The 24,749-nt window shown below is 63.0% G+C and carries 25 protein-coding genes and 1 pseudogene; 8 read left to right on the plus strand and 18 right to left on the minus strand.

The features are described from left to right. Positions 1 to 87: 87 nt before the first annotated feature. The 5 genes from HWX91_RS22770 to HWX91_RS22790 form a co-directional block, all read right to left on the minus strand. On the minus strand, positions 88 to 792 hold the full coding sequence (locus tag HWX91_RS22770) for a fimbrial biogenesis chaperone (RefSeq protein WP_028196895.1): 705 nt from the start codon (positions 790 to 792) through the stop codon (positions 88 to 90). A 68-nt stretch (positions 793 to 860) separates the two neighbouring features. Next, positions 861 to 1,385 carry a Csu type fimbrial protein gene (locus HWX91_RS22775; protein ID WP_102857473.1) on the minus strand — a complete coding sequence of 175 codons (525 nt, stop codon included), beginning with the start codon at positions 1,383 to 1,385 and terminating at the stop codon, positions 861 to 863. Positions 1,386 to 1,869: 484 nt separating this feature from the next. Continuing rightward, positions 1,870 to 3,078, minus strand: a complete 1,209-nt coding sequence (locus HWX91_RS22780) for an MFS transporter (protein WP_028196897.1) — start codon at positions 3,076 to 3,078, stop codon at positions 1,870 to 1,872. Between the two features lie 110 nt (positions 3,079 to 3,188). After that, complete coding sequence (locus HWX91_RS22785) at positions 3,189 to 3,671, minus strand: VOC family protein (protein ID WP_028196898.1); 483 nt, start codon at positions 3,669 to 3,671, stop codon at positions 3,189 to 3,191. A 253-nt stretch (positions 3,672 to 3,924) separates the two neighbouring features. Beyond that, positions 3,925 to 5,583 carry an SH3 domain-containing C40 family peptidase gene (locus HWX91_RS22790; protein ID WP_063627877.1) on the minus strand — a complete coding sequence of 553 codons (1,659 nt, stop codon included), beginning with the start codon at positions 5,581 to 5,583 and terminating at the stop codon, positions 3,925 to 3,927. Between the two features lie 267 nt (positions 5,584 to 5,850). On the opposite strand from HWX91_RS22790, the gene HWX91_RS22795 reads away from it, so the two are divergent. The 4 genes from HWX91_RS22795 to HWX91_RS22810 all read left to right on the plus strand — a co-directional run bounded on the left by HWX91_RS22795 (position 5,851) and on the right by HWX91_RS22810 (position 10,078). Next, entirely contained in the window at positions 5,851 to 6,273 is a 423-nt protein-coding gene (locus tag HWX91_RS22795; RefSeq protein WP_028196899.1) for a TOBE domain-containing protein, read from the plus strand. A 178-nt stretch (positions 6,274 to 6,451) separates the two neighbouring features. Next, positions 6,452 to 6,952 carry a GAF domain-containing protein gene (locus HWX91_RS22800; protein ID WP_028196900.1) on the plus strand — a complete coding sequence of 167 codons (501 nt, stop codon included), beginning with the start codon at positions 6,452 to 6,454 and terminating at the stop codon, positions 6,950 to 6,952. 471 nt (positions 6,953 to 7,423) lie between these two features. Then, entirely contained in the window at positions 7,424 to 9,133 is a 1,710-nt protein-coding gene (locus HWX91_RS22805) for a putative bifunctional diguanylate cyclase/phosphodiesterase (protein WP_028196901.1), read from the plus strand. Between the two features lie 135 nt (positions 9,134 to 9,268). Continuing rightward, a complete protein-coding gene (locus HWX91_RS22810; protein ID WP_028196902.1) occupies positions 9,269 to 10,078 on the plus strand; it encodes a mechanosensitive ion channel family protein in 810 nt (269 codons plus the stop codon). A gap of 131 nt (positions 10,079 to 10,209) precedes the next feature. On the opposite strand, the gene HWX91_RS22815 is transcribed toward HWX91_RS22810, so the two are convergent. The 4 genes from HWX91_RS22815 to HWX91_RS22830 form a co-directional block, all read right to left on the minus strand. Further along, on the minus strand, positions 10,210 to 11,301 hold the full coding sequence (locus HWX91_RS22815) for an extracellular catalytic domain type 1 short-chain-length polyhydroxyalkanoate depolymerase (protein WP_028196903.1): 1,092 nt from the start codon (positions 11,299 to 11,301) through the stop codon (positions 10,210 to 10,212). A 105-nt stretch (positions 11,302 to 11,406) separates the two neighbouring features. Then, positions 11,407 to 11,832 (minus strand): CopG family transcriptional regulator, encoded by a 426-nt coding sequence (locus tag HWX91_RS22820; RefSeq protein ID WP_028196904.1) that lies wholly within the window; start codon positions 11,830 to 11,832, stop codon positions 11,407 to 11,409. Positions 11,833 to 12,078: 246 nt separating this feature from the next. After that, entirely contained in the window at positions 12,079 to 12,243 is a 165-nt protein-coding gene (locus tag HWX91_RS22825; protein WP_156034522.1) for a hypothetical protein, read from the minus strand. A 45-nt stretch (positions 12,244 to 12,288) separates the two neighbouring features. After that, a complete protein-coding gene (locus HWX91_RS22830) occupies positions 12,289 to 12,990 on the minus strand; it encodes a hypothetical protein (protein ID WP_028196905.1) in 702 nt (233 codons plus the stop codon). A gap of 148 nt (positions 12,991 to 13,138) precedes the next feature. Between HWX91_RS22830 and HWX91_RS40865 the strand changes: the two are divergent. Continuing rightward, positions 13,139 to 13,330: pseudogene (locus tag HWX91_RS40865) on the plus strand (DUF1003 domain-containing protein); the annotation flags it as partial. Between the two features lie 35 nt (positions 13,331 to 13,365). Here the strand turns inward: HWX91_RS40865 and rng are convergent. The 9 genes from rng to upp form a co-directional block, all read right to left on the minus strand. Then, on the minus strand, positions 13,366 to 14,835 hold the full coding sequence (rng, locus tag HWX91_RS22840) for a ribonuclease G (protein ID WP_028196906.1): 1,470 nt from the start codon (positions 14,833 to 14,835) through the stop codon (positions 13,366 to 13,368). Between the two features lie 9 nt (positions 14,836 to 14,844). After that, positions 14,845 to 15,474, minus strand: coding sequence for a Maf family protein (locus HWX91_RS22845; protein ID WP_028196907.1), 630 nt, complete (start codon positions 15,472 to 15,474; stop codon positions 14,845 to 14,847). 156 nt (positions 15,475 to 15,630) lie between these two features. Next, entirely contained in the window at positions 15,631 to 16,101 is a 471-nt protein-coding gene (rlmH, locus tag HWX91_RS22850; RefSeq protein WP_028196908.1) for a 23S rRNA (pseudouridine(1915)-N(3))-methyltransferase RlmH, read from the minus strand. A 33-nt stretch (positions 16,102 to 16,134) separates the two neighbouring features. Then, complete coding sequence (rsfS, locus tag HWX91_RS22855; protein ID WP_028196909.1) at positions 16,135 to 16,590, minus strand: ribosome silencing factor; 456 nt, start codon at positions 16,588 to 16,590, stop codon at positions 16,135 to 16,137. Positions 16,591 to 16,594: 4 nt separating this feature from the next. After that, entirely contained in the window at positions 16,595 to 17,338 is a 744-nt protein-coding gene (locus HWX91_RS22860) for a nicotinate-nucleotide adenylyltransferase (protein ID WP_370577213.1), read from the minus strand. Positions 17,339 to 17,365: 27 nt separating this feature from the next. Next, on the minus strand, positions 17,366 to 18,289 hold the full coding sequence (gene hemF / locus HWX91_RS22865; RefSeq protein ID WP_028196911.1) for an oxygen-dependent coproporphyrinogen oxidase: 924 nt from the start codon (positions 18,287 to 18,289) through the stop codon (positions 17,366 to 17,368). A 241-nt stretch (positions 18,290 to 18,530) separates the two neighbouring features. After that, positions 18,531 to 19,829, minus strand: coding sequence for a phosphoribosylamine--glycine ligase (gene purD, locus HWX91_RS22870; RefSeq protein WP_028196912.1), 1,299 nt, complete (start codon positions 19,827 to 19,829; stop codon positions 18,531 to 18,533). A 266-nt stretch (positions 19,830 to 20,095) separates the two neighbouring features. Further along, positions 20,096 to 20,824: a YebC/PmpR family DNA-binding transcriptional regulator gene (locus HWX91_RS22875; RefSeq protein WP_028196913.1), complete on the minus strand. Its 729-nt coding sequence runs from the start codon at positions 20,822 to 20,824 to the stop codon at positions 20,096 to 20,098. Positions 20,825 to 21,273: 449 nt separating this feature from the next. After that, entirely contained in the window at positions 21,274 to 21,924 is a 651-nt protein-coding gene (gene upp, locus HWX91_RS22880) for a uracil phosphoribosyltransferase (protein WP_028196914.1), read from the minus strand. A 235-nt stretch (positions 21,925 to 22,159) separates the two neighbouring features. Between upp and HWX91_RS22885 the strand changes: the two genes are divergently transcribed. From HWX91_RS22885 to HWX91_RS22895, 3 genes are all read left to right on the plus strand, one after another. After that, entirely contained in the window at positions 22,160 to 22,942 is a 783-nt protein-coding gene (locus tag HWX91_RS22885; protein WP_028196915.1) for an SDR family oxidoreductase, read from the plus strand. A gap of 76 nt (positions 22,943 to 23,018) precedes the next feature. Then, complete coding sequence (locus HWX91_RS22890) at positions 23,019 to 23,408, plus strand: methylglyoxal synthase (protein WP_028196916.1); 390 nt, start codon at positions 23,019 to 23,021, stop codon at positions 23,406 to 23,408. A gap of 53 nt (positions 23,409 to 23,461) precedes the next feature. After that, a complete protein-coding gene (locus tag HWX91_RS22895) occupies positions 23,462 to 24,436 on the plus strand; it encodes a quinone oxidoreductase family protein (RefSeq protein WP_028196917.1) in 975 nt (324 codons plus the stop codon). Positions 24,437 to 24,749: the final 313 nt, after the last annotated feature.

Consider the following 24,749-nt stretch of genomic DNA (forward strand, 5'->3'; position numbering starts at 1 on the left):
ACGATCATGGCCAGTCGCGCGTGCCCAAGGTCTGCATCCGTGTCGGGCCTTGTGTGGGCCTGATGTGGGCCTTGTGTCCGCGCGGGCTTACTCGACGTTCACCGTCGCTTCGGCCGGCAGCGAGTTGACCGCGGCGTGCACCTTCAGCGGAGCGTGCTGAGCGGCGTTGTCCGGCAAGGTGACTGGCCAGTGCCGTTCGCGACCGGCCAACGCGTAGCCAAGCAGTCCTTTGTTGATGACGTAGACGTTGCCTGTGTTGTCGGTCAATTGCACGGCGGCGATCTGCGCGCGCTTTTTGCCTGTATTGTCGACCCGCAGCATCCAGCCTTGCGCGTCACGCGACAGATGCCAGGACAGCTTCGGTTGACCGATGTCGACGGGCGGTTCGACGAACACCGGCACCGAGTAGCGCAGGCGGATCGTTACGCCGCTGGTGGGCGCGCCATCGGGTTCGGGCAACTCGTCGATCAGCACGCGATAGCCCTGCTCGGCGGCCGACGGCTGCGCAAGGGTACGCACTAGCCGCACCAGCTGATCGGCATGCGCGGCGATCTGGATCAGCGGTGGGCTTGCCACCAGATCCTGAGTGGGCGTGAGTGTGTCTTCGCCGCTTGCCTGATCCCAGCGGAATACGCGCACCTGGCCGAACAGCGGTTTCTCACCGGGGTTCTTCAGCGTGATACCCGTGGCGTTGGCGTCAGCGGACATATCGACCATCACCGGCGAAATTTGCAGCGTCGCGGCTTGCACAAGCGGCGCCGTCAGACACCACGCGAATGCGCCTGCTGTCAGGAGCCGTAGAGGCGCGCCCATGGCGCTTGCGACGCATGGGTTCACCAGGCACGTCCTTACCGACCGTCTCAAAAGTAGACCGTCGCGGTAATGGTGGTCTGATAGGTGTCAGGTTTTGGGGTGGTCTGCGCCGGCACCTGGCCGTACACGACAATCGATTGAGCCGAGCCGGTACCGGTGCCGCTGGCTGTGTTGGTGCCCTGCGTGTTGCCCCATAGGGTCGTGTGGCCGGCGTCCTGATACAGCTGGAAGCCGACAGTGGTGGCGGTATTGCCGGTGGCCGTGCCGGCCATTAGACGGCTCGTCACGGTGGACCCGGTGACGGTGCCGGCGTCGAGCCCGACGTTGTAAGGCGTGGTGTTGGTGCAGGTCACGGCGACCGTGGTTTGCTGGTTGATCGCGGTGCCGAGCACACCGTTGCTGCCGAAGTTCAACGGGTTGGCGCTGATCGAGCAGTTGGCGTTCAAAGTGAGCGTGACGTTGAAAGTGGTGACAGCGGTGCCGTTCGAATAGGTGGCGGCGCGCGCAAGCTGTAGAGGCAAGCCGAATATCAAGGCAACGATGAGGCTGGACGACAGCAGTTTTTGTTTCATCATGAGACCTCGCAAGCCGGCGGGACGCTGATTTTCAATTGCATGGGCAGTTTGAAAGCGCACCGGCCGGATAGTGGATCAATTCAATGGACATTGCAGAGTGCTGTATTACGTTATGCAAGGACTGTGGTATTTGATGAAATTTAGTCTACACCAGACTTTATCGATAATACAAATTATTACATTGGGTGATTAATCTGGAAGGCCGATTGCGGGCCTTGCTGGATGAGCCGGGCGGGCGAGTGAATTGGGAAAATGTTTCTGCGCATGGATGCGGGGAAATACCTAATGCAGGTAGTTTTTTCTAATAAATTTGAATATTTTTATTTTTATTGATGCATGAATTATGCTTGGTTATGCGTGGCGGGTAATTGCCAATGCAAATTGACTCGTTTGAAAATCGCGCCGATTAAATCTCCGGCCGATATGAGGTGCTGCGAACGCGCAGGATTAGTGACGCCCTTCGGGCGCGAAGTGCGCTGCGTTATTCCCCAAGCGCCAGCGCGCGTCTGCGCCGCGAAAGAGCCGAGCCGATCGACACCGTCGCGCCGATGCACCCCATCGCCAGAGAGAGCGCCACGATCAGCAGGCCGGTTTGTGCTCGTGCCGAAAATATGCCGACCAGCAAACCGGCGAGCGGTTGTGTCGTGTTGTTCAACAGGATCACCACGCCGGTGGTCTTGCCGTAGTCCTCGGGTGGAATGATTTTCTGCCGCGCACTGCGGATATAGACATTGAACATCTTGTCGAAGCCGACGATCAACAGAAAGCCGACTGCATACCCCCAGGGCGCCGCACTGGCGCCCGCGATCACGCCGCCGGCACAGATTGAAACGAAGGCGAGCAGGCCGAGTGTCCGCGCCGGCCAGGCGTTACGCGCGATCGTCAACAGAATCAGCACGGTGGCCACGGCGCCGGCCGTTTGCAGGCCTGCATAGTACCGGCTCGATTGTGCGTGGATGCCGGTCACCATCGCGGCGGAGGTTGCGAGCGTCACGCCGATCACCAGGTTTTCGGCGGCGGCGAGCAGCACGACTTTCTTAAGGCCGGGGAGCAGCAGCACATGGCGCAACGCGATGCGCAGCGGCATCGTCCAGTGACCCGGTTTAGCGGGAGGCGGATCGCCGGCGCGGAAACCGCTGGCGCGCGCCCACAGCAGCAGCGCCGCGTCGGCCAGCAGAAACAGCACGCCGGTTGCGCCGACCACCCATTCCCAGCGCCACAAGCCAAGCAGCAGCGCGGCCAGCATCGGGCCGAGCACAAAACCCAACTGGTCGGCCAATTGCGAGTAGGCAAGCACGCGCTGGAATTGCTGCGTGCTGAAAATTTGCGGCAACATCACTTCGCGTGCGACCAGCCCCTGGCTCGTGAGCACGCCGCACAACGCGGACAACGCGATCAGCCAGCCGATGCCGCCAAACAGCACGTAGGCGAGCACGCCGCCAAAACACACGAATGCCCGCACGGTCTGACTGATCCGCATCAGCCGCAGAGGCGAGATGCGGTCGCATAACGCGCCGAAGAAGGGAAAGACCAGGTAGCGTGGCAGCGTTTCAATAAAGAACGCGAGACCTGACCACGATACCTGGTGCGTCGTCTGAAACACGACGAGCGGGACGAGAAACAGCAGCACCTGATCGGCGAGACGCGCGACAAACAGCGAGCAGAAGAAAGCCTGATGATTGACGCGCACCGTTGATGTCTCGTCGTTTAGAGGTCGAGACCGATCCTATCAAACATTGCGTCAGCTGCCCCGACACGCCTGTGCGAGCAACGTAATGCCGCTGGGGGACGGGACCCAGCTCATTGCGGGCCGCACTCCGATCCCATCGCCTGCATATTCTTCTGAATCTCTTCCGGGCTCAGATCGCGCTTGTGCGTGGCGAGCGACCAGCTGTGACCGAACGGGTCCTTCAACTGACCGTAGCGGTCGCCCCAGAACATGTCCGCCACCGGCATCACCACGGTCGCGCCGGCGTCGACCGCCTGCTTGAAGCTGGCGTCGACATCTTCGACGTAGTGATGAATCGTGACCGGCGTGCCTTTCAGCGAGTTCGGGCCGAGCGCGTTGTGATCCGGCCATTCGTCGGTCAGCATCAGCATGGAGTCGCCGATCTTCAGGCAGGCGTGCATCACCTTGCCGCCCGGCCCGGGCAAGGAGAATTGCTCGACGGCGTTGAAAGCCTTGGCGTAGAACTTGATGGCGTCTGCGGCGTTCGCGCAAATCAGATACGGGGTCAGCGAATGCATCCCGTCCGGGATCGGTTTGACAGCGGCACTGGACATGACGGCGACTCCTTGAAGTAACAGGTTCGTGAGTTGAAAGACAGGCTGCGTGAGCGAGGCCTTCAACGTTACGACGAGTGCATGGCCTTTGAATCGACACTCCGGGAAAAATATTTTTAAGCACGCCCGTGCGGCGAGGCGAGGCGAGGCGAGGCTTGGTGCGGTGCGGTGCGGTGCGGCTATGCGCGTCGCCGTGCGGCGCGTGAGCGCCATGCAAGTTCAATCGGCCGCACCGTCCTTTTCCGGTGTTATTTCAACCGGCCGGGTTGTCGTCGTCCGGAGTTGCTGGTGCCGATGGTGTCGCGGTTGTGCCGCCGGGCGCGCCGAGAATCGTAATCTGAAACGTCGGGGTTGCCGCGAGCGACTGTAACGTCGCGTCTTCCGGGATGTGTTCGAGCAGCGGCAGGATCACCGAGCCGCCGATCACCGCGCGCCGGCTATTGTCGGCCGGCCGCAAGCCCCATACGTCCTGGTAGACCACGGGTACCGCGATGCCGTTGCGGGTCGTGTTGCCGATATACAGCATCACATGGCCGCCGATGTAGATCAGCGTGCGCAACGGTTCGCCGTGCAGGGCGAGGTAATCGAGCCGTTGCGCCGGCGTCGACGCGGACAGATCGATCATGCGTCCCGCGCTCATTTGCGTCGACGAATGACGCGGCAGCCACACCCCGAACGTCGCGAAGATACTTTGCAGTTCCGACGAACAATCGTTGTAGAAGCCGCTATTGCCCCAGCCGTAGGGTCGTCCGATCAGCGTTTTCATCAGCATCGCCAGATGTCGCGGGGTGGCGGCGAGCGGCATGGGGGCGATCTGCGCGTCGCGCAATCGAGCGGTGCGAATGATCGCCTGACCGTCCGCATCGCGGACCGGCACCAGGAGTTTGACGAACGCTGCGACGTCGGTGGCTGCATCGGCCGTTTCGCTCGCCGGGGGCGCCGGCCGTGCGCTGTTATCCGACACGAGCGGCAGCAGCGTGCCCGCGGGTGCGTCGAAGCGGAATACACCGCGGCTATCGCGCACCGCTGCCGAGGCGACCGTGACCGCCCCCAGCGACTTCGCGGTCGCGGCGCGCCATGTGTCGACGAAGCGATCGTCGGTCAGAGCGACGCCGTCGCTGCGCACCCAGCCTTGCACGTCGGGCGTCTGCACGTAGCGCCATGCGCCATCGGCGCTGGTGCCCAGCACATACAGCGGCGTGCCGGGGCGTACCGCCGAAATCTGCAGGTTGTCGAACGGATAGCCTTCGCCGGCCAGGTGGCGGTCGTAGAACGACGGGTCCATAGTCGGCAGTTCCCGCACCAGCAGGTTGCCGGTGGCGATCGCGCGGCGCTCGGGCGTGTAAGCGGCCTGCTGGGTGAACTGGTCGACGGCCATGTTTTGCGCGATAGCGTCGATCCACGCCTTGTCATGCGGCCGGAAATTCTCGCCGTAGCCGAGCGCCGCGCCGCTCTTGCCGGTGTTGTCGAACTTGCCGATGCGGCGCTGCTGCAGCGCGACAATATCCGCACCTTGCTGACGGTAGACGCGCATTGCCACATAGGCGGAATTCCACGGCGACGCTGCGCTCGTGCCGGTGCCGAAATAGCGCGCGTAGAGGGCACTGAAGTGCGCCTGCTGATCCGCGGGGCTCAGGAACGGCCGGTCGTAGCCGGGGCTGTCCGGCTCCAGCCAGTGGTCGACGTTCTGGTCGTAGTTGGCGATCGGAAACAGCGCGATCGTGTCGACGTTCGCATGGGCGTCGCGGGTCGGCGACGGATTGCTGCAGGCGGCGAAGCTGGCGGTGGCTGCAAGAGCGACGCATAACGTGGCGGCGCGGCGGGGCTGCGGTAAGCGGAACCGGGCGGCGAGGCGTTCGCTAAAGCGTTGGGTAAAGCGTGCGGCAAAGCGGGACAGGGCGACGACGGGCATAGGGTTCGACGAGATGGGTCCGAGGGCACGATGATACGGTGTCGCACGCGAGGCCGGGCGATGGATGCCTGCGCCGTAAAGCGTTGCGAGTGTATTTACCCAAGCTTATGTGGTTTCATTGAGGTTCGAATCGTCAGAGTCGTCCATCACGGCTGCGTAATACCGCTTATCAAGCACAAGCCGTCATTAAGGCAGAGCGTTTCGCTATATTCGATCCATTTGCCTCGGCGCGTACTTTTCCCGAGGCTCCTCAACCAGGAGAACAACATGCAAACCAGCGCGCGCAATCAATTCGCCGGCGAAGTCGCCGAAGTCAAACACGGCGCGGTAAACGACGAAATCACGTTGCGCACCCAGGGCGGCCTCGAGATCGTCGCGATCATCACGCACGGCAGCGCGACCTCGCTCGGCCTCGCTGCTGGCAAGAAGGCGTTCGCACTCGTCAAGGCATCGTCGGTGATCGTCATGGTCGACGTGACGAAGGGCCAGGTGTCGGCGCGCAATTGCATCGCCGGTACCGTGTCGGCAGTCACCAAAGGCGCCGTGAATTCGGAAGTGACCATCAGCGCGGGTGGCGCGCAGATCGCCGCGATCATCACCAATGAAAGCGTCGATCGTCTCGGCCTTGCAAGCGGCAAAGCGGCGACGGCGATCTTCAAGGCGTCGAGCGTAATCATCGGCGTCGAATAAGGCTTCGCGTTTGACGTTGTCTACGGCGCCAGCGTCCGGATCGCGCCATCGGCGCGTACGTACCGCGGGACGGAAAGAGGGCGGCATGCCGGGCATGGCGCGCCGTGAAGGAAACGGCGGCTTGCTTTACACTGCTCGCCTTGCCGTTTCTCCTTCCGCTCTCATCACGGACGCCGTCATGTTCGAAATCTCCCCCGCCTCGCATCTGCCAAAAGCCGCGCAATACGAAGAACTGGTTGCCCAGGCGCGTGCGCTGCTCGCCGGCGAAACCGACTGGATCGCCAACGCCGCGAATTTCTCCGCGTTCGTATTCCATTCCCTCAGCGATCTGAACTGGGCCGGCTTTTATTTCCATGACGGCCGCGAACTGGTGGTCGGGCCGTTCCAGGGCAAGCCCGCTTGCGTACGCATCGCGCTCGGCAAGGGCGTATGCGGCACGGCGGCGCAAACCCGCCAGACGCAAGTGGTGCGCGACGTGCATGAATTCCCCGGCCATATCGCCTGCGATTCGGCATCGCAATCGGAAATCGTCGTGCCGCTGGTCGCACCGGACGGCACGCTGATCGGCGTATGGGATGTCGACAGCCCGGTTGTCGCGCGCTTCGACGCTGAAGACGCGAAGGGCATGGAAGCGCTGTGCGCCGTGTTTATCGAAGCCGCATTGCCGCGCGCGTCATAAGCGTTTCAGCGGGCGCGGATCCGCCGGTGCGGCGGCACCATATGGGCGTGACGAACCCCGCAGGTTTTGGAGACACGTAGCAGTTCCGCCACCGCTGTTGCTGCTGCTACCACTACGCCGCTGACCTTCCAACGGTCCCCTGCCTTACCCCGCAATTGGACCTTCGAAAGCCGCGATATCGACGCTCGGCGGGACGCCAGACCGAAGGCTTGAGTACCCCGGCCATAGCGAACGCTTTATGATGTGTGCGATAACGCGCGTGCTGGCGGCGGGGTTGGGGATTACACCAAGGGAAACGCTTGCCGCCGGGAATGCGTGGCCGGCGTGGCAATTCCGGCCAGGAAAGCCGCTATCATAGTGACGGTTATCCGGCGGATTGGACCAAATTCGCCGGCTTTGCCGGTTGCGCCGTAAGCATCAAGAAAAACGCTAACTCGCTTTTAATATCCAGGAAATTCAAAGGCCGGCGCGATGCAAGACCCTTACTACGCCGACGCGCGCACGCCCGATGCCGCGCTTGCAGCGGCGCCATACGGCATGTTCGTCTGCACGGCCGACGGTACGTTCGACTCGGTCAACGCCGCTTTCGAAAGGTTGACCGGTTTTACCGCCGAAGAATTGATCGGCCGGCGCACTTTTGAGTCCTTGCACGACCCGGCTGAACTTGCGAGGCGGCGCTCCGAATTGCCGCCGCTGTCGGCGGTAGGTTCGCGCTATGAAGGCGAATGGACCTATGTGCGGCGCAACGGCAACCGCATTCGCGTGGTGTTCGCGCTGTCGCCGCTTGTCGCCGGGCCGGGGCATTCCGCTGGGGTAGTGACGGCACCCGCTCGCTATGTCGGCATTGCGATCGACATGACGCGTTACGCGCAGTCCGAGGCGCGCCTGTGGTACGTCGCGCACCATGACGGTGTGACCCGGCTGCCGAATCAGACGCTTTTCACCGAACGGCTCGAGCTCACGATCGCGCGCTGTCAGCGCAGCGGCAGCGGCTTTACCGTGCTGATCGCCGAGCTCGATCATTTACGCAAGCTGCGCGACGCGCTTGGTTTGCATGCGGCCGAACTGGTGCTGCAGATCGTCGGCGAGCGGCTGCGCGGTCTCTTTCCCAACGACGGTACGATCGCCTCGATCGGCGGCACGCAATTCGCGCTGCTGATCAACGAAACCGGCGCGGCGGCTGATGCTTTCGCGGCCGAAGCACTGGGCCGCATCGCCGAATCGATCGACTACGCTGGCACCGCGCTGAATATCACGGCGAGTATCGGCATCGTCGCCTATCCCGCCGACGGTGCCGATGCGCCGACGCTGATGCGCCGCGCGGGCGTGGCGTTGTCGGCGGCTTCGGCAGTCAGCGGCAACGCGGTGCGGCGGTTTTCCACCGCGCTCGAAGGTCAGGCGGCGCGCCGTTTCGAACTTGAGGGAATGCTGCGCGAAGCGCTCGAACGTCAGCAACTGCATCTCGTGTATCAGCCGCAGGTGACGCTTGCCAACGGACGCATCGCGCAAGTGGAGACGCTGCTGCGCTGGAATCATCCGCAGCGTGGTTTGATCAGTCCGGTCGAATTCGTGCCGGTCGCGGAGGAGGCGGGACTGATCGAGCAGATCGGCGAGTGGGTGATCCGTACCGCGTGCCGCGATGCCGGCAAATTGCTGCGGCTTGCCGGCACGTTGCCACGGATCGCGGTGAACGTGTCGCCCCAGCAATTCCAGCGGCATAATCTGTTCGAGACGATTCGCGGAGCGCTCGAAGACGCCGCACTCGACCCTTCATATCTCGAAGTGGAGATCACCGAAGGCGTGCTGCTCGGCGACACAGAGCAGGCTTTGCAGACGCTACATGCGTTGCGAGAATTGGGCGTTGAAGTTGCGGTAGACGACTTCGGCACGGGCTATTCGAGTCTCGCCTACCTCACGCGTTTTCCGCTGAATCGTTTGAAAATCGATCGCTCGTTTGTGATGCGCATGAGTACCGATCCGCAATGCGCGGCGCTTGTCGGCGCGATTATTGCCATGGCGCACGCATTGAAGCTGCGGGTGACGGCCGAGGGCGTGGAAACAGCCGAGCAGGCCATGCAACTGGAAGCACTAGGCTGCGACGAAGCGCAGGGCTTCTGGTTTTCGCGGCCCATCACGATTGCGGCGTTGCGTAATTTGCTGAAGCCGTTGGGCACCATGTGACGCCGTAGTCGGAAGCGGGCGCCTAACTCTGGTTTCAGCAAGCCATGTGCCTCGCTTGCCGCGGTGAAAACCGTGGGAACGTATCCTGCTTCCTTGCGTCAAGAGAACATGTACGCAACGAAGGGCAGGCAAACGATGAACGATCTCCTTACCCGTATTTGGCATTTTCAGCCGTCGCTGCTTGTCACATTGACGCACGACGTCCTTCAGATCGTGCTGGCCGCGCTGATTCTGATCGTCGGCTGGTGGTTATCGAACCGCGCAGGGACGATGTTCGCGAGAGCGCTCGCCCGCACGCGCGCGGATCCGACCCTCGCGCCGATGCTGGCCGCCATGGGCACCTGGGCGGTGCGCGTGCTCGTTTTCGTCGCGGCCCTCAGTGAAGTTGGCATTGCCACGGCGAGCGTGCTTGCGGTGCTCGGCGCGGCCGGTCTGGCGATCGGCCTCGCCTTGCAAGGCACGCTGCAGAATATTGCCGCCGGCATGATGCTGCTGATGTTGCGCCCGTTTCGCGTCGGCGATGTGATCGAGGGCAGCGGGGCGGCTGCGGGCATCGTGCGCGAAGTGGGCCTTTTCACGACGCGCATTGAACGCGGTGACGGCAATGCGGTGTTCGTGCCGAATAGCCAGATCTGGAGCAATCCGGTGATCAACTACAGCAGTGGCGGCACGCAACGCATTGAGGTCGAGGTCGGACTCGCGCAGCGTACGGATGTGGATGCAGCGATCGGCGAGTTGAAAAAAGTGGTTGCCGACGAACCGCGTGTGCTGGGCGGTACGACGCTCGCACCGGTCATTACCGTCGCGGACTACCCCGAACATGGCGGCGCAACGCTTCGCATCGCAGCGTGGGTGCGCTCGCCGGACGTGTCGCTCACCACTGACGACCTGCACGATCGCGCGCAGGCCGCGCTTGAACAGGCCGGCTGTCCGGTGGCTGCCTAGCTGCGCGAACAATAGCAAAGGGGCCGTTTGGCCCTCTTTTCGCTGGATAGCGTTGCTACGGATGTACGCGCAATTCAGTGTGCAACGTTTTCATCATGAGGGTTCAAGGGTCCTAAGCGATTCAGTGTGTCTCACGCACGCGGATGAGCGAGAAAGAAACGCAGCATCTCGGCTGACGCGTCGGGACCGGCCGGGTCCGTGTATGAGCCGCGCGGGCTGCCGCCTGCCCACGCGTGGCCCGCGCCATGAATAGACCAGTATTCCGCTTCCGTACCGTTCGCTGCGACACGTCGCTGGACCGTGCAGGCGCGCTGGCCGCCCGCTGTGCCCGCAGCGGACGAGGCAGCGTTGGCCGTCGTGACGGTGGCATCGAAGCCCGCCACGAGCGCTATCGCATTCGAGGGATGCACGGTTGAATCCGCATCGCCATGAAACACGATGAGCGGCCGCTGCGGTTCGACGCGCGGACGGTTGCGAAGCGCTTTGCCGCCTTTCATTGCGGCGAGCGCCGAGGGCAGGTCCTTCGCGCATCCACAGGCGAGCCCGGAATGGATACACGCCGCCGCATAAAGTTCGGGCGAGGTCTTCAGCATGACGTCCGCCATTGCGCCGCCAGCAGACAATCCCGCCACGTACACGCGCGCCGGATCGACGCGATAACGTGCGATCACCTCGCGTGTGATGCCGGCGATCAGCGAAGGCTCGCCCTGATCGCGCTGCTGATCGCCCGGTTTGAACCAGTTCCAGCACGACGAATGATTGGCCGCCTGCGACTGATTCGGATACACGACGATGAAGCCATGACGCTCGGCCATTTCGTTCATGCGCGTGCCGGCCGCGAAGTCGTCGGCGTTTTGCGTGCAGCCGTGCAGCATCACGATGAGCGGCAACGGTTCGTTGGCGTAGACGGCCGGTACGTATAGCTTGTATTGACGTTGGCCCGCGCCATTGCTGAACGTGTGAGTGCTGAAGGTGCCCGGCGTGTCGGCGTCGAAAGTACGTTCGGCGGGGGCGTGGGGCGCGGTGGGTGTTTGTGCCTGCTGCCATGCCTGCTTCCATTGGTCGACACTCTGCGGCATGTGCGGGGCTTGCGCATGACCGCCTCCGGCCGGTCCTTTCGCGAGCGCGCGCTGAACCGCGGCGGTGGCTTCCTTCGGCCCCTTCGTGCGCAGCAGGTCGAAAGCTTCTTTCATCGACTTCAGGAAATCTTCATTCATTTTCATGATCGTAGGCGACTGCGTTGACCTGCTTTGAGCGTGACCGTGTCGGGCGATGCGCTGCACGGTTTCAACAGGGTTTGACTATGAGGACTGCCGCGCGAGACGCGACTATCTGATGCGGCCGGCGAGCACCGCCTTGACCGCCGGTGAGGCGTGAAATGCGCCGAGCACTGTCACCGATGCGATCGTGGCCGCCGCCAGTTCCGGCGACACATCGGCGGCAATGCTCGCGAGGCCGAGCACCTGAATGTCCAGTCGTTCGTTTGCGGCTTGTGCGGTTTCCAGGTCCTGCTTCGAGAAGTGTTGCAAACCGAGCACCAGCGCGCGCCGGGTGACCGTTTCCGTGACGACCTGCGCATGGACCGCGAGCTGGTTGCGGATCGCGGTGCGAATCAGGTCGGTGCGGTTCGAATAAAAACCCTCTTCGACGAGCAAGTCGATCTGACCCAGGTCCACCGGGCCGAGGTTGATGGTGATTTTTTCGGTCTCACCGCCTTTCGGGCGGGAGGTGTCGACGAGTTTGAGGTCGGGCATTTCTCTTCCGTTTGGTAGTCGCGCAGCATCCATGCGCCATCCAAATAACATCCAATGGGATGGTTATACGCGACTCGTCCGAATGGCGTCAACGAGGAAATTGAGGGCCGGTAGAGAATGAGAAGCGCAAATCCGGACTGTTTGAGCGGCAGGCGCGATGGGCTGGACGGTATGGGCGCCTGCGCCAACACCTGACGACTAGCGCTGGCTGCCGGCTCAAATTGGCGTGTGCACGATTTCGCTTACTCAGGCGAGGTCGGCGAGCGGCTGCTTCTGCGGATCGGCCGGACCTCTGAACGGCAGATCGCGTGGGAGGGGTTCTTTCGGCGGATCGAGCGGCGGCTCTGGGGGCGTACTCGACATGCGCATAACGGATGAAGTGTTCCTGACCGGCTTGAATCTGATTTGCACGGCAACCTCCACGGGTGATGGAACGTTCAGGGCGCACACAGGCGCCTATTTGCCATGCCCCTTGCTGGTTCGGGACCCATGCGGATTTTCGGTGGGCGCAAACCAGAAGAAACATGGCGCCTGCTGGATAGAAGGCATGCTGCGTACATCGATTGGTGCAGTTATTTTTATCTGCTGGGTCTTCTCGAGATCGGCCTTGTTCATACCGCCCAGGTAGAAGACCGAGAAAGCGGCGGCGGTGAGCAGGGCTTCAACGACGATCAGGAGATTGATGTTGGAAATATTCTTTGCGCGCTTATCGTTGATTTCGGCATTGGTTGCCTGGCGCTCGAGGTAATTCTTTATTAACAGCTTTCTAACTTCGCTGTCCGATGTAATCCCGAGCGCGCGCGCCGCATTTGGCGATTTTGCTATCGTGGCATCCCACTCGAGCTTGTATTTTTCCAGGTTCGTCGATACGGGCAGGGTTTTGTAGGTGTTTCGATGGAAGATCGAACCCACCGAGGATCTGAAAAAGTAGAATCCCGACGCAAGCAGCGAGGCGAAGGTCAGCGCCAGAAGCGCAAAAAACAGATAGTCCGCGAAGCCGTGCCTGTGTTGGATATCGACGTTGGCGAGCAGAAAACTAAGCGCTCCAATAATCGCGGTGACAAGCGTGAGCGATGACTGCAGTCGCGAGTCGATTTTGTCGCGCAGGTCGAGCTCACGCCAGTGCTGGCTTTCGTAGAGGTCTTCCGAAGTCAACATGCGGCTCTCCTTTAACCCGGCGATTGATGACGGTCCTTGCAGACATCCAGGCGGCACAGCAGTGTTTATTGTAGTAAGGCGTCTCTTCTTTTCGAGAATGAAATCTCGCTCATGTAGATTGAAGCGTCACCCTTTCCGAGCGAGCGCAATGCCGAGGCGTTTGCGCTTCTTCGGCACGCCGACGTTTCTCCCGGGGCAGACCCTGGTCGCGGCGATCTGGGTCATCGTGAACGTCGCCGGGCTGACAAAATTCGACGTCTATTCTTTCATTCTTTTGAATTTGGCCGTCAGTTCGCAGTCCGCGTACGCGGCGCCGCTGATCCTGCTGGCGCGGACGCGCCAAAAGTCCGCGCATGCAGGAGCGCAGGGCAAGCCCTACATCAGAACGATATCGTACTGCTCCTGGCTCAAATTCGACTCCACCTGCAACGACACCGGCTTGCCGATGAAATCGATCAGCATGGCCAGATGCTGCGACTCTTCCTCGAGAAACAGATCGATCACCTGCTGCGAAGCCACCACGCGGAACTCGCGCGGATTGAACTGCCGCGACTCGCGCAGAATCTCGCGCAGCACGTCGTAGCAGACCGTCCGCGACGTCTTGACCTGTCCCTTGCCCTGGCATACCGGGCAGGGCTCACACAGCACGTGCGCCAACGATTCGCGCGTACGTTTGCGGGTCATCTCCACGAGCCCAAGCTGCGAGAAGCCATTCACGGTCACGCGTGTGCGATCGCGCGAGAGCGCCTTCTTCAACTCACCGAGCACCTGATCGCGATGCTCGACGTTCTCCATGTCGATGAAGTCGATGATGATCACGCCACCCAGATTGCGCAGTCGCAATTGCCGCGCGATCGTGTGCGCGGCCTCGAGGTTGGTCTTGAAGATCGTATCGTCGAAGTTGCGTGCGCCGACGTAGCCGCCGGTGTTCACGTCGATGGTCGTCATCGCTTCAGTCTGGTCGATCACGAGATAGCCGCCCGACTTCAGATCGACCCGGCGTGACAACGCGCGCTGGATCTCCGCCTCGATGTTGTACAGATCGAAGAGCGGCCGCTCGCCGGTGTAGTGATGCAGTTTGGAAGACACCGCCGGCGTGAACTCCGCCGCGAAGTCGGCTAGCATCTGATAGGTCTCGCGCGAGTCGACCTGAATGCGCGAGGTCTCGTCATTCACGAAATCGCGCAGCACACGCTGCGAGAGATTCAGGTCCTGGTAGAGCAGGCTGGTCGGCGGCATGCGCTGACCTTGCGAGATGATCGTCGCCCACGTCTTACGCAGATAGGCAACGTCCGCGGCCAGCTCTTCGCTGGTCGCATCTTCGGCGATGGTGCGCACGATGTAGCCGCCTTTTTCATCGGCGGGCAGCACGGCGGTCAAACGCGCGCGCACGGCTTCGCGTTCGGCTTCGCTCTCGATCTTCTGCGAGATGCCGATGTGCGGCTCCTGCGGCAGATACACGAGCGTACGCCCGGCAATGCTCACTTGCGTGGACAGCCGCGCGCCTTTGGTGCCGATCGGATCCTTCACGACCTGCACCATCAGCGTCTGACCTTCGAAGACGATTTTCTCGATCGGCTGGTGCGGCGTTTGATGTTGCGGTTCGCCCGCAATGCGCGGATGCCAGATGTCCGCTACGTGCAGGAACGCGGCGCGTTCCAGACCGATGTCGATGAAGGCGGATTGCATGCCCGGCAACACGCGGACGACTTTGCCGAGATAGACATTGCCGACGCGTCCTCGCGACAGCGTTCGTTCGACGTGAAGTTCCTGGACGGCGCCTTGCTGGACGAGCGCGACGCGCGTTTCCTGCGGCGTGACATTGATCAGGATTTCTTCATTCATGGTGTTATTTTAGAAGTCGATGCGCGCTGCCCGCAGGAGGGCAGCGGTTTCAAAAAGCGGCAAACCCATGATACCTGAATAGGACCCGTCGATATGTTCGATAAACTCCGCGGCGCGTCCCTGCACACCGTACGCGCCTGCCTTGCCGAGCGGTTCGCCGCTCGCGGCATAGCGGCGCACGGCGTCCGCTTGCAGTGCAGCAAAACGTACCTTCGAGACCGATAGCGCCGCGGGCAGCAACGTGCCTTGCGCATCGACCACCGCGACGGCCGTCAACACTTCGTGATCGCGACCCGCGAGACGCGTGAGCATCGAGACGGCGTCGTCGGCATCGACGGGCTTGCCGAGGATCGCATCGTCGATTGTGACCGTTGTGTCGGCAACCAGAATCGGCCGCACGGTGTGGCCGCCCGCCAGGAGACGCGCGCGCGCGGCGTGCGCCTTGGCGATACAGACGCGTTGCACGTAGTCGCGGGCACGCTCGCCGGGCAGCTCGACTTCGAGTGCTTCGGCGTCTTCATCGGGGCGCGGCAGGAGCAATTCAAAACGCACGCCGAGCTGTTGCAACAACTCCTGACGGCGTGGACTCTGGGAAGCAAGGTAGACGAACGGATGCAGCGAAGCGGCGAGCGTGGGCATGAACAGGTCTCGATGAGGCGGGTTGCGTCAATGAGCGAAGAGCGCGCGAAGAGTGGGGCGGCGTATCAGTCAGGCGCCAATCGGCGCGCATGACGACACCTGAAACGAGACCTGAGATGGGATCCAGGCGCGCGATCTGCTCGCGGCCTCGTTCGCTCAAACGCGATGATAGGGGTGATTTTGCGTGATGGTCCACGCGCGGTAAAGCTGCTCGGCGAGCAGCACGCGGACCATGGCATGCGGCAGCGTCAGGCTGGAGACACGCAGCAGCATGTCGGCGCGCGCTTTCAGATCGGGATCGAGTCCGTCGGCGCCGCCGATCAGAAACGCCACGTCGCGAGCGTCCTGCTGCCAGCCGGGCAGGGCGGCGGCGAGCTGCATCGTGGTCCAATCCTTGCCGCGTTCATCGAGCGCGACGATACGCGCGTTCTTCGGCAACGCGGCTTCGATTTTCTGCCGCTCGGCCGCCATCACGCTTTCGGCCGGCCGCCCCGACGAACGCTGCTCGGGCTTGATCTCGCGCAGCTCGATGCGCAGCTCGGGCGGCATGCGTTTCGCGTATTCGTCGAAGCCGGTGGCGATCCAGTCCGGCATCTTGTGGCCGACGGCGAGGATGTGCAGTTTCATGACGGAAGCAATCGCTGATGACAGCCAACGCGCTTACTTGCGTGCGGTCGTCTTGCGCGCGGGCTTTTTCTTCGCAACCGGCGTTTCTTCCTCTTCGTCCTCGTCGTCGGGTTCGCTCGAACGCGCGCCGCCGAACGGGTCCGGCGTGGACAGCTTGATACGCACCGGCTTGTCACCCCAGATTTCTTCGAGGTTGTAGTACTGGCGCAGCGCCGGTTGCAGGATGTGCACGATCGCGTCGCCGCAATCGACCAGCACCCATTCGCCGATGTCCTCGCCTTCGGTGCTGATGATGTCGCCGCCGTTTTCCTTGACGCTCTCGCGCACGCTCGAAGCGAGTGCCTTGGTCTGGCGATTCGAGGTGCCGGAGGCGACGATCACGCGATCGAACAGCGCGGTCAGGTGGCTGGTGTTGAACACCTTGATGTCTTGCGCTTTGACGTCTTCGAGGGCGTCGACGATCACGCGTTGCAGTTTGCGAATATCCATGGGGTTACCGGTGGTACAGATGATGTTGAAGAATATAGTCCCACACCGCGGTGGGGACATGGCTCGCGGCGGCCTGGTCTTGCGGTTCGTCGCCCACGTGGGCGAGTCGTTGGCTCACCTGTTCGCGCAGATGCGCGCGAATGTCGGTGGCCGAGACGTTGAACGCAAGCGTCGTATCGATCAGCAAGTGGCCGCATGGCGTGGCTTGCAGAACGTCGGCGCGGGCACGGCGCGCGTCGATTTCTTTTGCGACCACGGGCGGAATCGACGCAAGGTCGAAACCGGGACGCGTGGCCGCGCAAATATGAGCGAAGTCGAACAGATGACGCCAGTCGCGCCAGGTGTCGAGATGCACCAGTTGATCCGCGCCGATCAGCAGCGCGATCGACGCATCCTGACCTTCGCGCTCACGCCACAACTGCAGCGTGTTGATCGTGTAGGTCGGGCCGTCGTGCTCGATCTCGTCGGTCGCCACCCGCACGGTGACGCCCGGCAGCACTAACGCGCCGGCCGCGGCGCGGGTCATGGCCAACCGGTGAACGGCTGCCGAGACGTCCGTTTTTTGCCACGGCTGGCCGGCGGGCAGCAGCACCAGCTCGGTCAGCTTCAGCACGTCGGCGAAACGCCGCGCGAGCGCGAGGTGGCCGTCGTGGATCGGGTCGAAAGTGCCGCCGAGCAATCCAATCCGGCGAGGCAGGGCGACAGGATGAGCGTTCGGCTTCAGGTGAAGATCCTTTGTCGTGGTCACGTGCAGTGCGGTGCGGGGCCTACCGCCTCACACCCACTCGCGCGGCACGAGAAAATCGCTGTAAAGACGCGCTTCCGGCGTGCCCGGTTCGGGCTGCCAGTTGTAGCGCCAGTTCACCACAGGCGGCATCGACATCAGAATCGATTCGGTGCGTCCGCCGCTCTGCAGCCCAAACAGTGTGCCACGGTCGAAGACCAGATTGAACTCGACGTAGCGGCCGCGCCGGTATGCCTGGAAGTCCCGCTCCGCTTCGCCGTACGGAATGTTGCGGCGCTTTTCGATGATCGGCATGTACGCTTTGAGGAATCCCTCGCCGACGCTTTTCAGCATCGCGAACGACTGATCGAAGCCCGGCGCCGAGAAATCGTCGAAGAAAATCCCGCCGATGCCGCGTGGTTCGTTGCGGTGCTTGAGGAAAAAATACTCGTCGCACCAGCGCTTGAAACTCGGGTAGAGGTCCGCGCCGTAAGGCTGCAGCGCGTCGCGGCAGACCCGATGGAAATGCTGCGCGTCTTCCTCATAGCCGTAGTACGGCGTCAGATCCATGCCGCCGCCGAACCAGAACACCGGCTCTTCGCCGGCTTTGGTCGCGATCAGCAGACGCACGTTCATATGCACGGTCGGGCAGTGCGGATTGTGCGGATGCAGCACGAGCGAGACGCCCATGGCTTCGAAACCACGCCCGGCCAGTTGCGGGCGCGCAGCGCTCGCCGAACCCGGCAACGCGTCGCCTGCGACGTCCGAAAAACCGATGCCGGCCCGCTCGAAGAAGTTGCCGCCTTCCAGAATCCGCGTGCAGCCGCCGCCGCGCAGCTTCTCGCCGGGGGCGCGCTGCCACGCGTCGGTCGCGAACGGCTGGCCGTCGAACGCGCCGAGCGTGTCCGCGATATGCGTTTGCAGGCCTTGCAGCCAGCTGCGCACGGCCTGTGCGTCGTAGCTCGAATCGGTCATGAATGCAGGTGCTGAGGGCGGCACGCTGGTCGCGCCGCGGGTTCTTCGTGAAGGGCGAGGGCCGGGCCTGCGTCAGGATTTTCCTGCGAAGGCGCGGCGCTACGGTCATTCCGGTCATTCGCGCCGGGTGACACGCCGGTCAAACGGCGCGCGCCCACCGGGAACGATGGGCTCCGCAACGATCGCGAAAACCCGCAGTGTAGCGCCGTTGGCGCGGCACGCGGGCAAGTGGGGCTGTGGCTTAGTGCTTGCCGTCGGTCTTGACGTCGTGCTTGCGGTTCAACGCGCGGTAGCCGATGTCGCGGCGATACTGCATGCCGTCGAACGAGATCTGGTTGATCGTCTCGTACGCGACCGATTGCGCGCTGCGCACCGAATCCGCCAGACCGACCACGCACAACACGCGGCCGCCCGAGGTGGTCAGCTTGCCGTCCTTCAGGGTGGTGCCGGCGTGGAACGTGACCGAGTCCGCGGTTTCGGCCGGGATATCGCTGATCCGGTCACCCTTGCGCGGCGTGTCCGGATAGTTGTGCGCGGCGAGCACCACGCCCAGCGCGGTACGGCGGTCCCATTCGAGTTCGATCGTATCGAGCGTGCCGGCGATAGCCTGTTCGACCACCTTCGAGAAGTCGCCTTTCAGCCGCGCCATGATCGGCTGCGTTTCCGGGTCGCCCATCCGGCAGTTGAACTCGAGCGTTTTCGGATTGCCCTGCGCGTCGATCATCAGGCCGGCGTACAGAAAACCGGTGAAGCGGATGCCTTCTTTCTCCATGCCACGCACGGTCGGCTGGATGATTTCGCGCATCACGCGCGCATGCAGTTGCGGCGTGACGATCGGTGCGGGCGAATACGCGCCCATGCCGCCGGTGTTCGGACCCTGGTCTCCGTCGAGCAGACGCTTGTGGTCCTGGCTCGAGGCGAGTGCCAGCACATGCTTGCCGTCCACCATCACGATGAAGCTGGCTTCCTCGCCGGTGAGGAATTCCTCGATCACGACACGCGCGCCGGCATCGCCCAGCTTGTTGTCCGACAGCATCATGTCGACCGCGGCGTGCGCTTCTTCCAGCGTTTGCGCAACCACCACGCCCTTGCCGGCGGCGAGGCCGTCGGCCTTGATTACGATCGGCGCGCCCTTGGCATCCAGATACGCGTGCGCGGCGGCGACGTCGGCGAAGGTTTCGTATTCGGCGGTCGGGATCGCATGGCGCTTCATGAACGCCTTGGCAAAATCCTTCGAGCTTTCGAGTTGCGCGGCTTCCTTGCTCGGTCCGAAAATCTTCAGGCCGCGCGAGCGGAACAGGTTGACGATTCCCGCGGCGAGCGGCCCTTCCGGCCCGACCAGCGTGAAGGCGATCTGTTCTTTCTCGACGAAATCAGCGAGTTCGGCCGGATCCGTGATGTCGATGTTGCGCAGACGCTCGTCCTGGGCGGTGCCGCCGTTGCCGGGAGCAACATAGACGAGCTGAACCCGTGGCGATTGCGCGAGCTTCCATGCGAGCGCATGTTCGCGACCGCCGGAACCGACGACGAGTAACTTCATGTGAATCCCCGAGACTTAAAAACCATAAACGGCTGAAGCATGACGCCTAGCCGTGGAATAACAGCAAGGTTTGCGATGGGCCCGCAGCCGGACAACGGCGCAGGGCACATGGCGAACCCGGGTGGAGGCGGTGCCGCAGGGTCCAAACCCAACGCCCGGCCAATACGCCCGTTCAGCGGCAACGCGAGGGCCCGCGAGGGCCAACCGGCGGCGCGGGCGTGGGCTGGCTCGATGCCGAACCACGCGCCGGGCGCCGCCCGGCACGCTCACTCGTCGGCGATCGCGGCGTTTGTATAGACTTCCTGCACGTCGTCCAGATTTTCCAGTGCGTCGAGCAGCTTCTGCATTTTCACCGCGTCTTCGCCCGTGAATTCGACTTCCGTCTGAGGTTTCATCGTGACCTCGGCCACTTCGGCCTTGAAGCCCGCCGCCTCGAGCGCGGACTTCACCTTCGGGAAATCGTTCGGCGGGCACAGCACCTCGATGCTGCCGTCTTCGTTCGTGAGCACGTCGTCGGCGCCGGCTTCGAGGGCGGCTTCCATCAGCTTGTCTTCCGGCGTGTCGGGTCCGAACAGGAACTGGCCGACGTGATCGAACATGAACGACACCGAGCCGTCCGTGCCCATGTTGCCGCCGTTCTTCGAGAACGCGTGACGCACGTCCGCCACCGTACGGGTGCGGTTGTCGGTCATGGTGTCCACGATTACCGCCGCGCCGCCGATGCCGTAGCCCTCGTAGCGGATTTCTTCGTAGTTTGCGCCGTCGACACCGCCCACACCGCGCTGGATCGCACGGTTGACGTTATCTTTCGGCATGTTGGCGTCGTACGCCTTTTCGACGGCGAGCCGCAGACGCGGGTTCGAGTCGATATCGCCGCCGCCCATGCGGGCCGCCACCTGAATTTCCTTGATGAGCCGCGTCCAGACCTTACCGCGCTTGGCGTCGGCCGCTGCTTTCTTATGCTTGATGTTGGCCCATTTCGAATGACCCGCCATACCTTTCTCCGTCGCGCGCGCCACTGGGCGCACGCATAGTGCAATTGTCGTTGCGATGTCGGGCGCTTGCGCGTGTGAATGCGACCTTGCGCCTCGATGTCAAACCGCTCGGCGCCGGACCGCCCGGTGTCAGGCCTTCATCAGCTTGATCGCGCCCCGCGAGGCCCGGCAAGCGGAGCCGAAAGCCGGCAGCGCGGTTGGAGACGGGGCAGTGCGGTCAGCGGGGGCTCAGCGGCGCCTCAAGCGCGCCGGTTCCGGCAGGTCCCGCGTAAAGGCGCGATGCACCGGGTGGCAGTGCAAGTCGAGCCGCTCTTTGAGCGGATTCGAATTTTATCACGCCGTGAGGGCGCGGCAGAGGGGCGCGTAGCGTGAAACAGCGTGGAAACGGTTCATCAACCGGCGGCGGCCGCGTTTTGTACGCGCCGCCGCTCGATTTTCTCAGTCCGCCGTCAGTTTTTCGTGCCGAACAGGCGATCGCCGGCGTCGCCGAGACCCGGCACGATGTAGGCGTGCTCGTTCAGATGCGAATCGAGCGACGCGACGTACAGCTTGACGTCGGGATGGGCGTCCTGGAACACCTGCACGCCTTCGGGCGCCGCCACCAACGCGAGGAACAGGATGTTTTCGCCGGCCACGTTGCGGCGCTTGAGCACGTCCACGGCGTGCACGGCCGAATAACCGGTCGCGACCATCGGATCGCACAGAATGAACACGCGGTCCTCCAGATCCGGCAGGCGCACCAGATACTCCACCGGGCGGTGGTCCTCGGCGCGATAGACGCCGATATGGCCCACCCGCGCCGACGGCACCAGCTCCAGCAGGCCGTCCGACATGCCGATGCCGGCACGCAGCACCGGCACGATCGCCAGCTTCTTGCCGGCGATCACGGGTGCGTCGATGTCGACCAGCGGTGTGGTGATGCGGCGCGTGGTCATCGGCAGGTTACGGGTGATTTCGTAACCCATCAGTAGCGTGATTTCGCGCAGCAGTTCGCGGAATGTGCGGGTTGAGGTGTCCCGGTCGCGCATATGCGACAGCTTGTGCTGGATCAGCGGGTGATCGAGGATGAAAAGATTGGGAAAACGGCTGTCCTGAGTCATGGCGGGGGCGCAAGCGGCGGCTAGAGGGATCGGTTTGGCGCGCCGCCCGGCCGGAAACCGGCTGACGGACGCGCCACGGCGCAAGTTTACCGAAAGAGTGGCGCCGGAAGATACCGGAGATTGCAGGGGCCCGGCACAGTCCGGCACCGATTCTTCTAGAATCGGGGGAAACTTTGCCGCCATTGGGCAACCGCGGGAGTGTTCCGCGCCACGATTACGTCACAAGGATACGCACATGGACATGGGAATCGCAGGACGCACCGCGCTGGTTTGCGCGGCCAGCAAGGGACTGGGGCGCGGCTGCGCGGAAGCGCTGGCAGCCGAAGGCGTCAATCTGACGATCGTCGCGCGCACGCAGGAGACGCTGGAGGCAACCGCCGCGGAGATTCGCAAGCAGAGCGGTGTTGAAGTGAAGACCGTGGCGTGCGACATCACCACGCCCGAAGGACGTGCCGCGGCGCTCGCCGCCTGTCCGCAGCCGGACATTCTGGTCAACAACGCCGGTGGCCCGCCGCCGGGCGATTTTCGCAACTTCACGCACGAGGACTGGATTCGCGCGCTGGAGAGCAACATGCTCACGCCGATCGAGCTGATCCGCGCGACTATCGACGGGATGAGCGAGCGCGGCTACGGGCGCATCGTCAATATCACGAGTTCGGCGGTCAAGGCGCCGATCGACGTGCTCGGCCTGTCCAACGGCGCGCGCTCGGGGCTGACCGGCTTCGTGGCGGGACTGGCGCGCAGCAAGGTGGCCGCCACGGGCGTGACGATCAACAACCTGCTGCCGGGGCTGTTCGACACCGACCGCATCGCCACCACCTTCGCGGCGCAGGCCAAGGCGCAAAACATTTCCGTCGACGAAGCGCGCAAGCAGCGCATGAAGACGATTCCCGCCGGCCGTTTCGGCAATCGCGACGAATTCGGCCGTGCCTGCGCGTTTCTGTGCAGCGTGCATGCCGGCTATATCACCGGCCAGAACTGGCTGGTCGATGGCGGTGCCTACCCGGGCACGTTCTGAACGGTCCCTTTCGAAGCACCGCCATCGCTCTTTACTACAACAACGACAATCACAACGGTTTCAGGAGTCTTACGTCATGACCACCCGTATTGCGCTGATCGCGCACGATCACAAGAAAGACGACATCGTCAAACTGGCCGGCGAATACGTCGATACGCTGAGGCGCTGCGACATCATCGCGACCGGTACTACCGGCACGCGCATTAGCGACGCGCATGGCCTCACGGTCGAGCGCATGTTGTCCGGCCCGCACGGTGGCGACCTGCAGATCGGCGCGCAACTCGCGGAAGGGCGAGTGGACATGGTGATCTTTCTGCGCGACCCAATGACGCCGCAGCCGCACGAACCGGATATCAACGCGCTGGTGCGTGCCTGCGACGTTCACAATATTCCGTGCGCCACCAACATTTCCACCGCGCGCATGATTCTCGACGTGCTGACCTTGCGCCTCACGCAGCAGGTCTGAATCAATCCCGCGGCGCTTCACGCTCACACTGGATCACACATCAAGGAGACATGATGGTCAAAGCAATCCGATTCGACAAAACCGGCGGCCCGGAAGTGATGAAATGGGTCGACGTCGAAGTAGGCGAGCCGGGCGCGGGCGAGATCCGCGTCAAGCAGAACGCGGTCGGTTTGAACTATATCGACGTGTATTTCCGCACGGGTCTTTATCCGTTGCCGCTGCCGGGCGGTCTGGGCATGGAGGCGGCCGGCGAGGTGACGGCGGTCGGTACCGGAGTGACGGGGCTGAAGGCCGGCGACCGGGTGGCCTACGTTGCGCGTCCGCCGGGCGCCTATGCGCAGGAGCGCGTGCTGTCCGCGGCGCAAGTGGTCAAGGTGCCCGACGCGGTGAGCGACGAGCAGGCGGCCTCCGTGATGCTGCAAGGTCTGACCGCGCAGTATCTGCTGCGCCGTACCTATCCGGTGAAAGCCGGCGACACGATCCTGATTCAGGCGGCGGCCGGCGGCGTCGGCTTGCTGGCCTGCCAGTGGGCGAAGGCGTTGGGCGCGACAGTGATCGGCACGGTCGGCTCCGACGAAAAGGCCGAAATCGCCAAGGCGCACGGCTGCGACCATGCGATTGTCTATACGCGGGAAAACTTCACGAAGCGGGTGCGCGAGATCACCAACGGCGCGGGCGTGCCGGTGGTGTACGACTCGATCGGTAAAGATACGTTTACGGCTTCGCTCGATTGCCTCGCACCGCTTGGCATATTCGTGAGCTTCGGCAATGCATCGGGCCCGTTGCCGCCGATCGACTCGTCCGAATTCGCCGGCCGCGGCTCGCTGTTCTTTACGCGCCCCACGCTGTTTACGTACATCGCGAAGCGTGCCGATTACGAGGCAATGTCGGCTGAACTCTTCGGCATGCTGGTGTCGGGCAAGGTGAAGAGCAGCATCAATCAGCGTTATCCGTTGGCGGAAGTGGGGCGCGCGCATGCGGATCTCGAAGGCCGCCGCACGACCGGCTCGACGATTCTGCTGCCGTAATGCCTGACTGACTGACCGGCCCGCGCCGCGCCGCGGGCTTGTGCCGGCCGGTCAATTCGACGCTTCGCCGGCCGCTCCGGCCCACAGAAGACGCGTGGGTCTGCGCGTCGAGCCGCACCAGCGCGGTCTTTACAGCCCTTTCCATCCGATCCCGACCGACCGGCGCGCTGAGTCAATCGACTCGAGCGCGGCGCATCGCTGCCGCCGCGATCGTTTACACGATTTTTACACATGGTCTCCCACCTTTGACCAGGCCTTTACGCGCATCGGCATAACGTTCCCCCTATCCAAAGTCCGTGTATGGAGAACAAAA

The sequence above is a fragment of the Paraburkholderia fungorum genome, from assembly GCF_902833645.1.
Classification (GTDB): Bacteria; Pseudomonadota; Gammaproteobacteria; order Burkholderiales; family Burkholderiaceae; genus Paraburkholderia; species Paraburkholderia fungorum.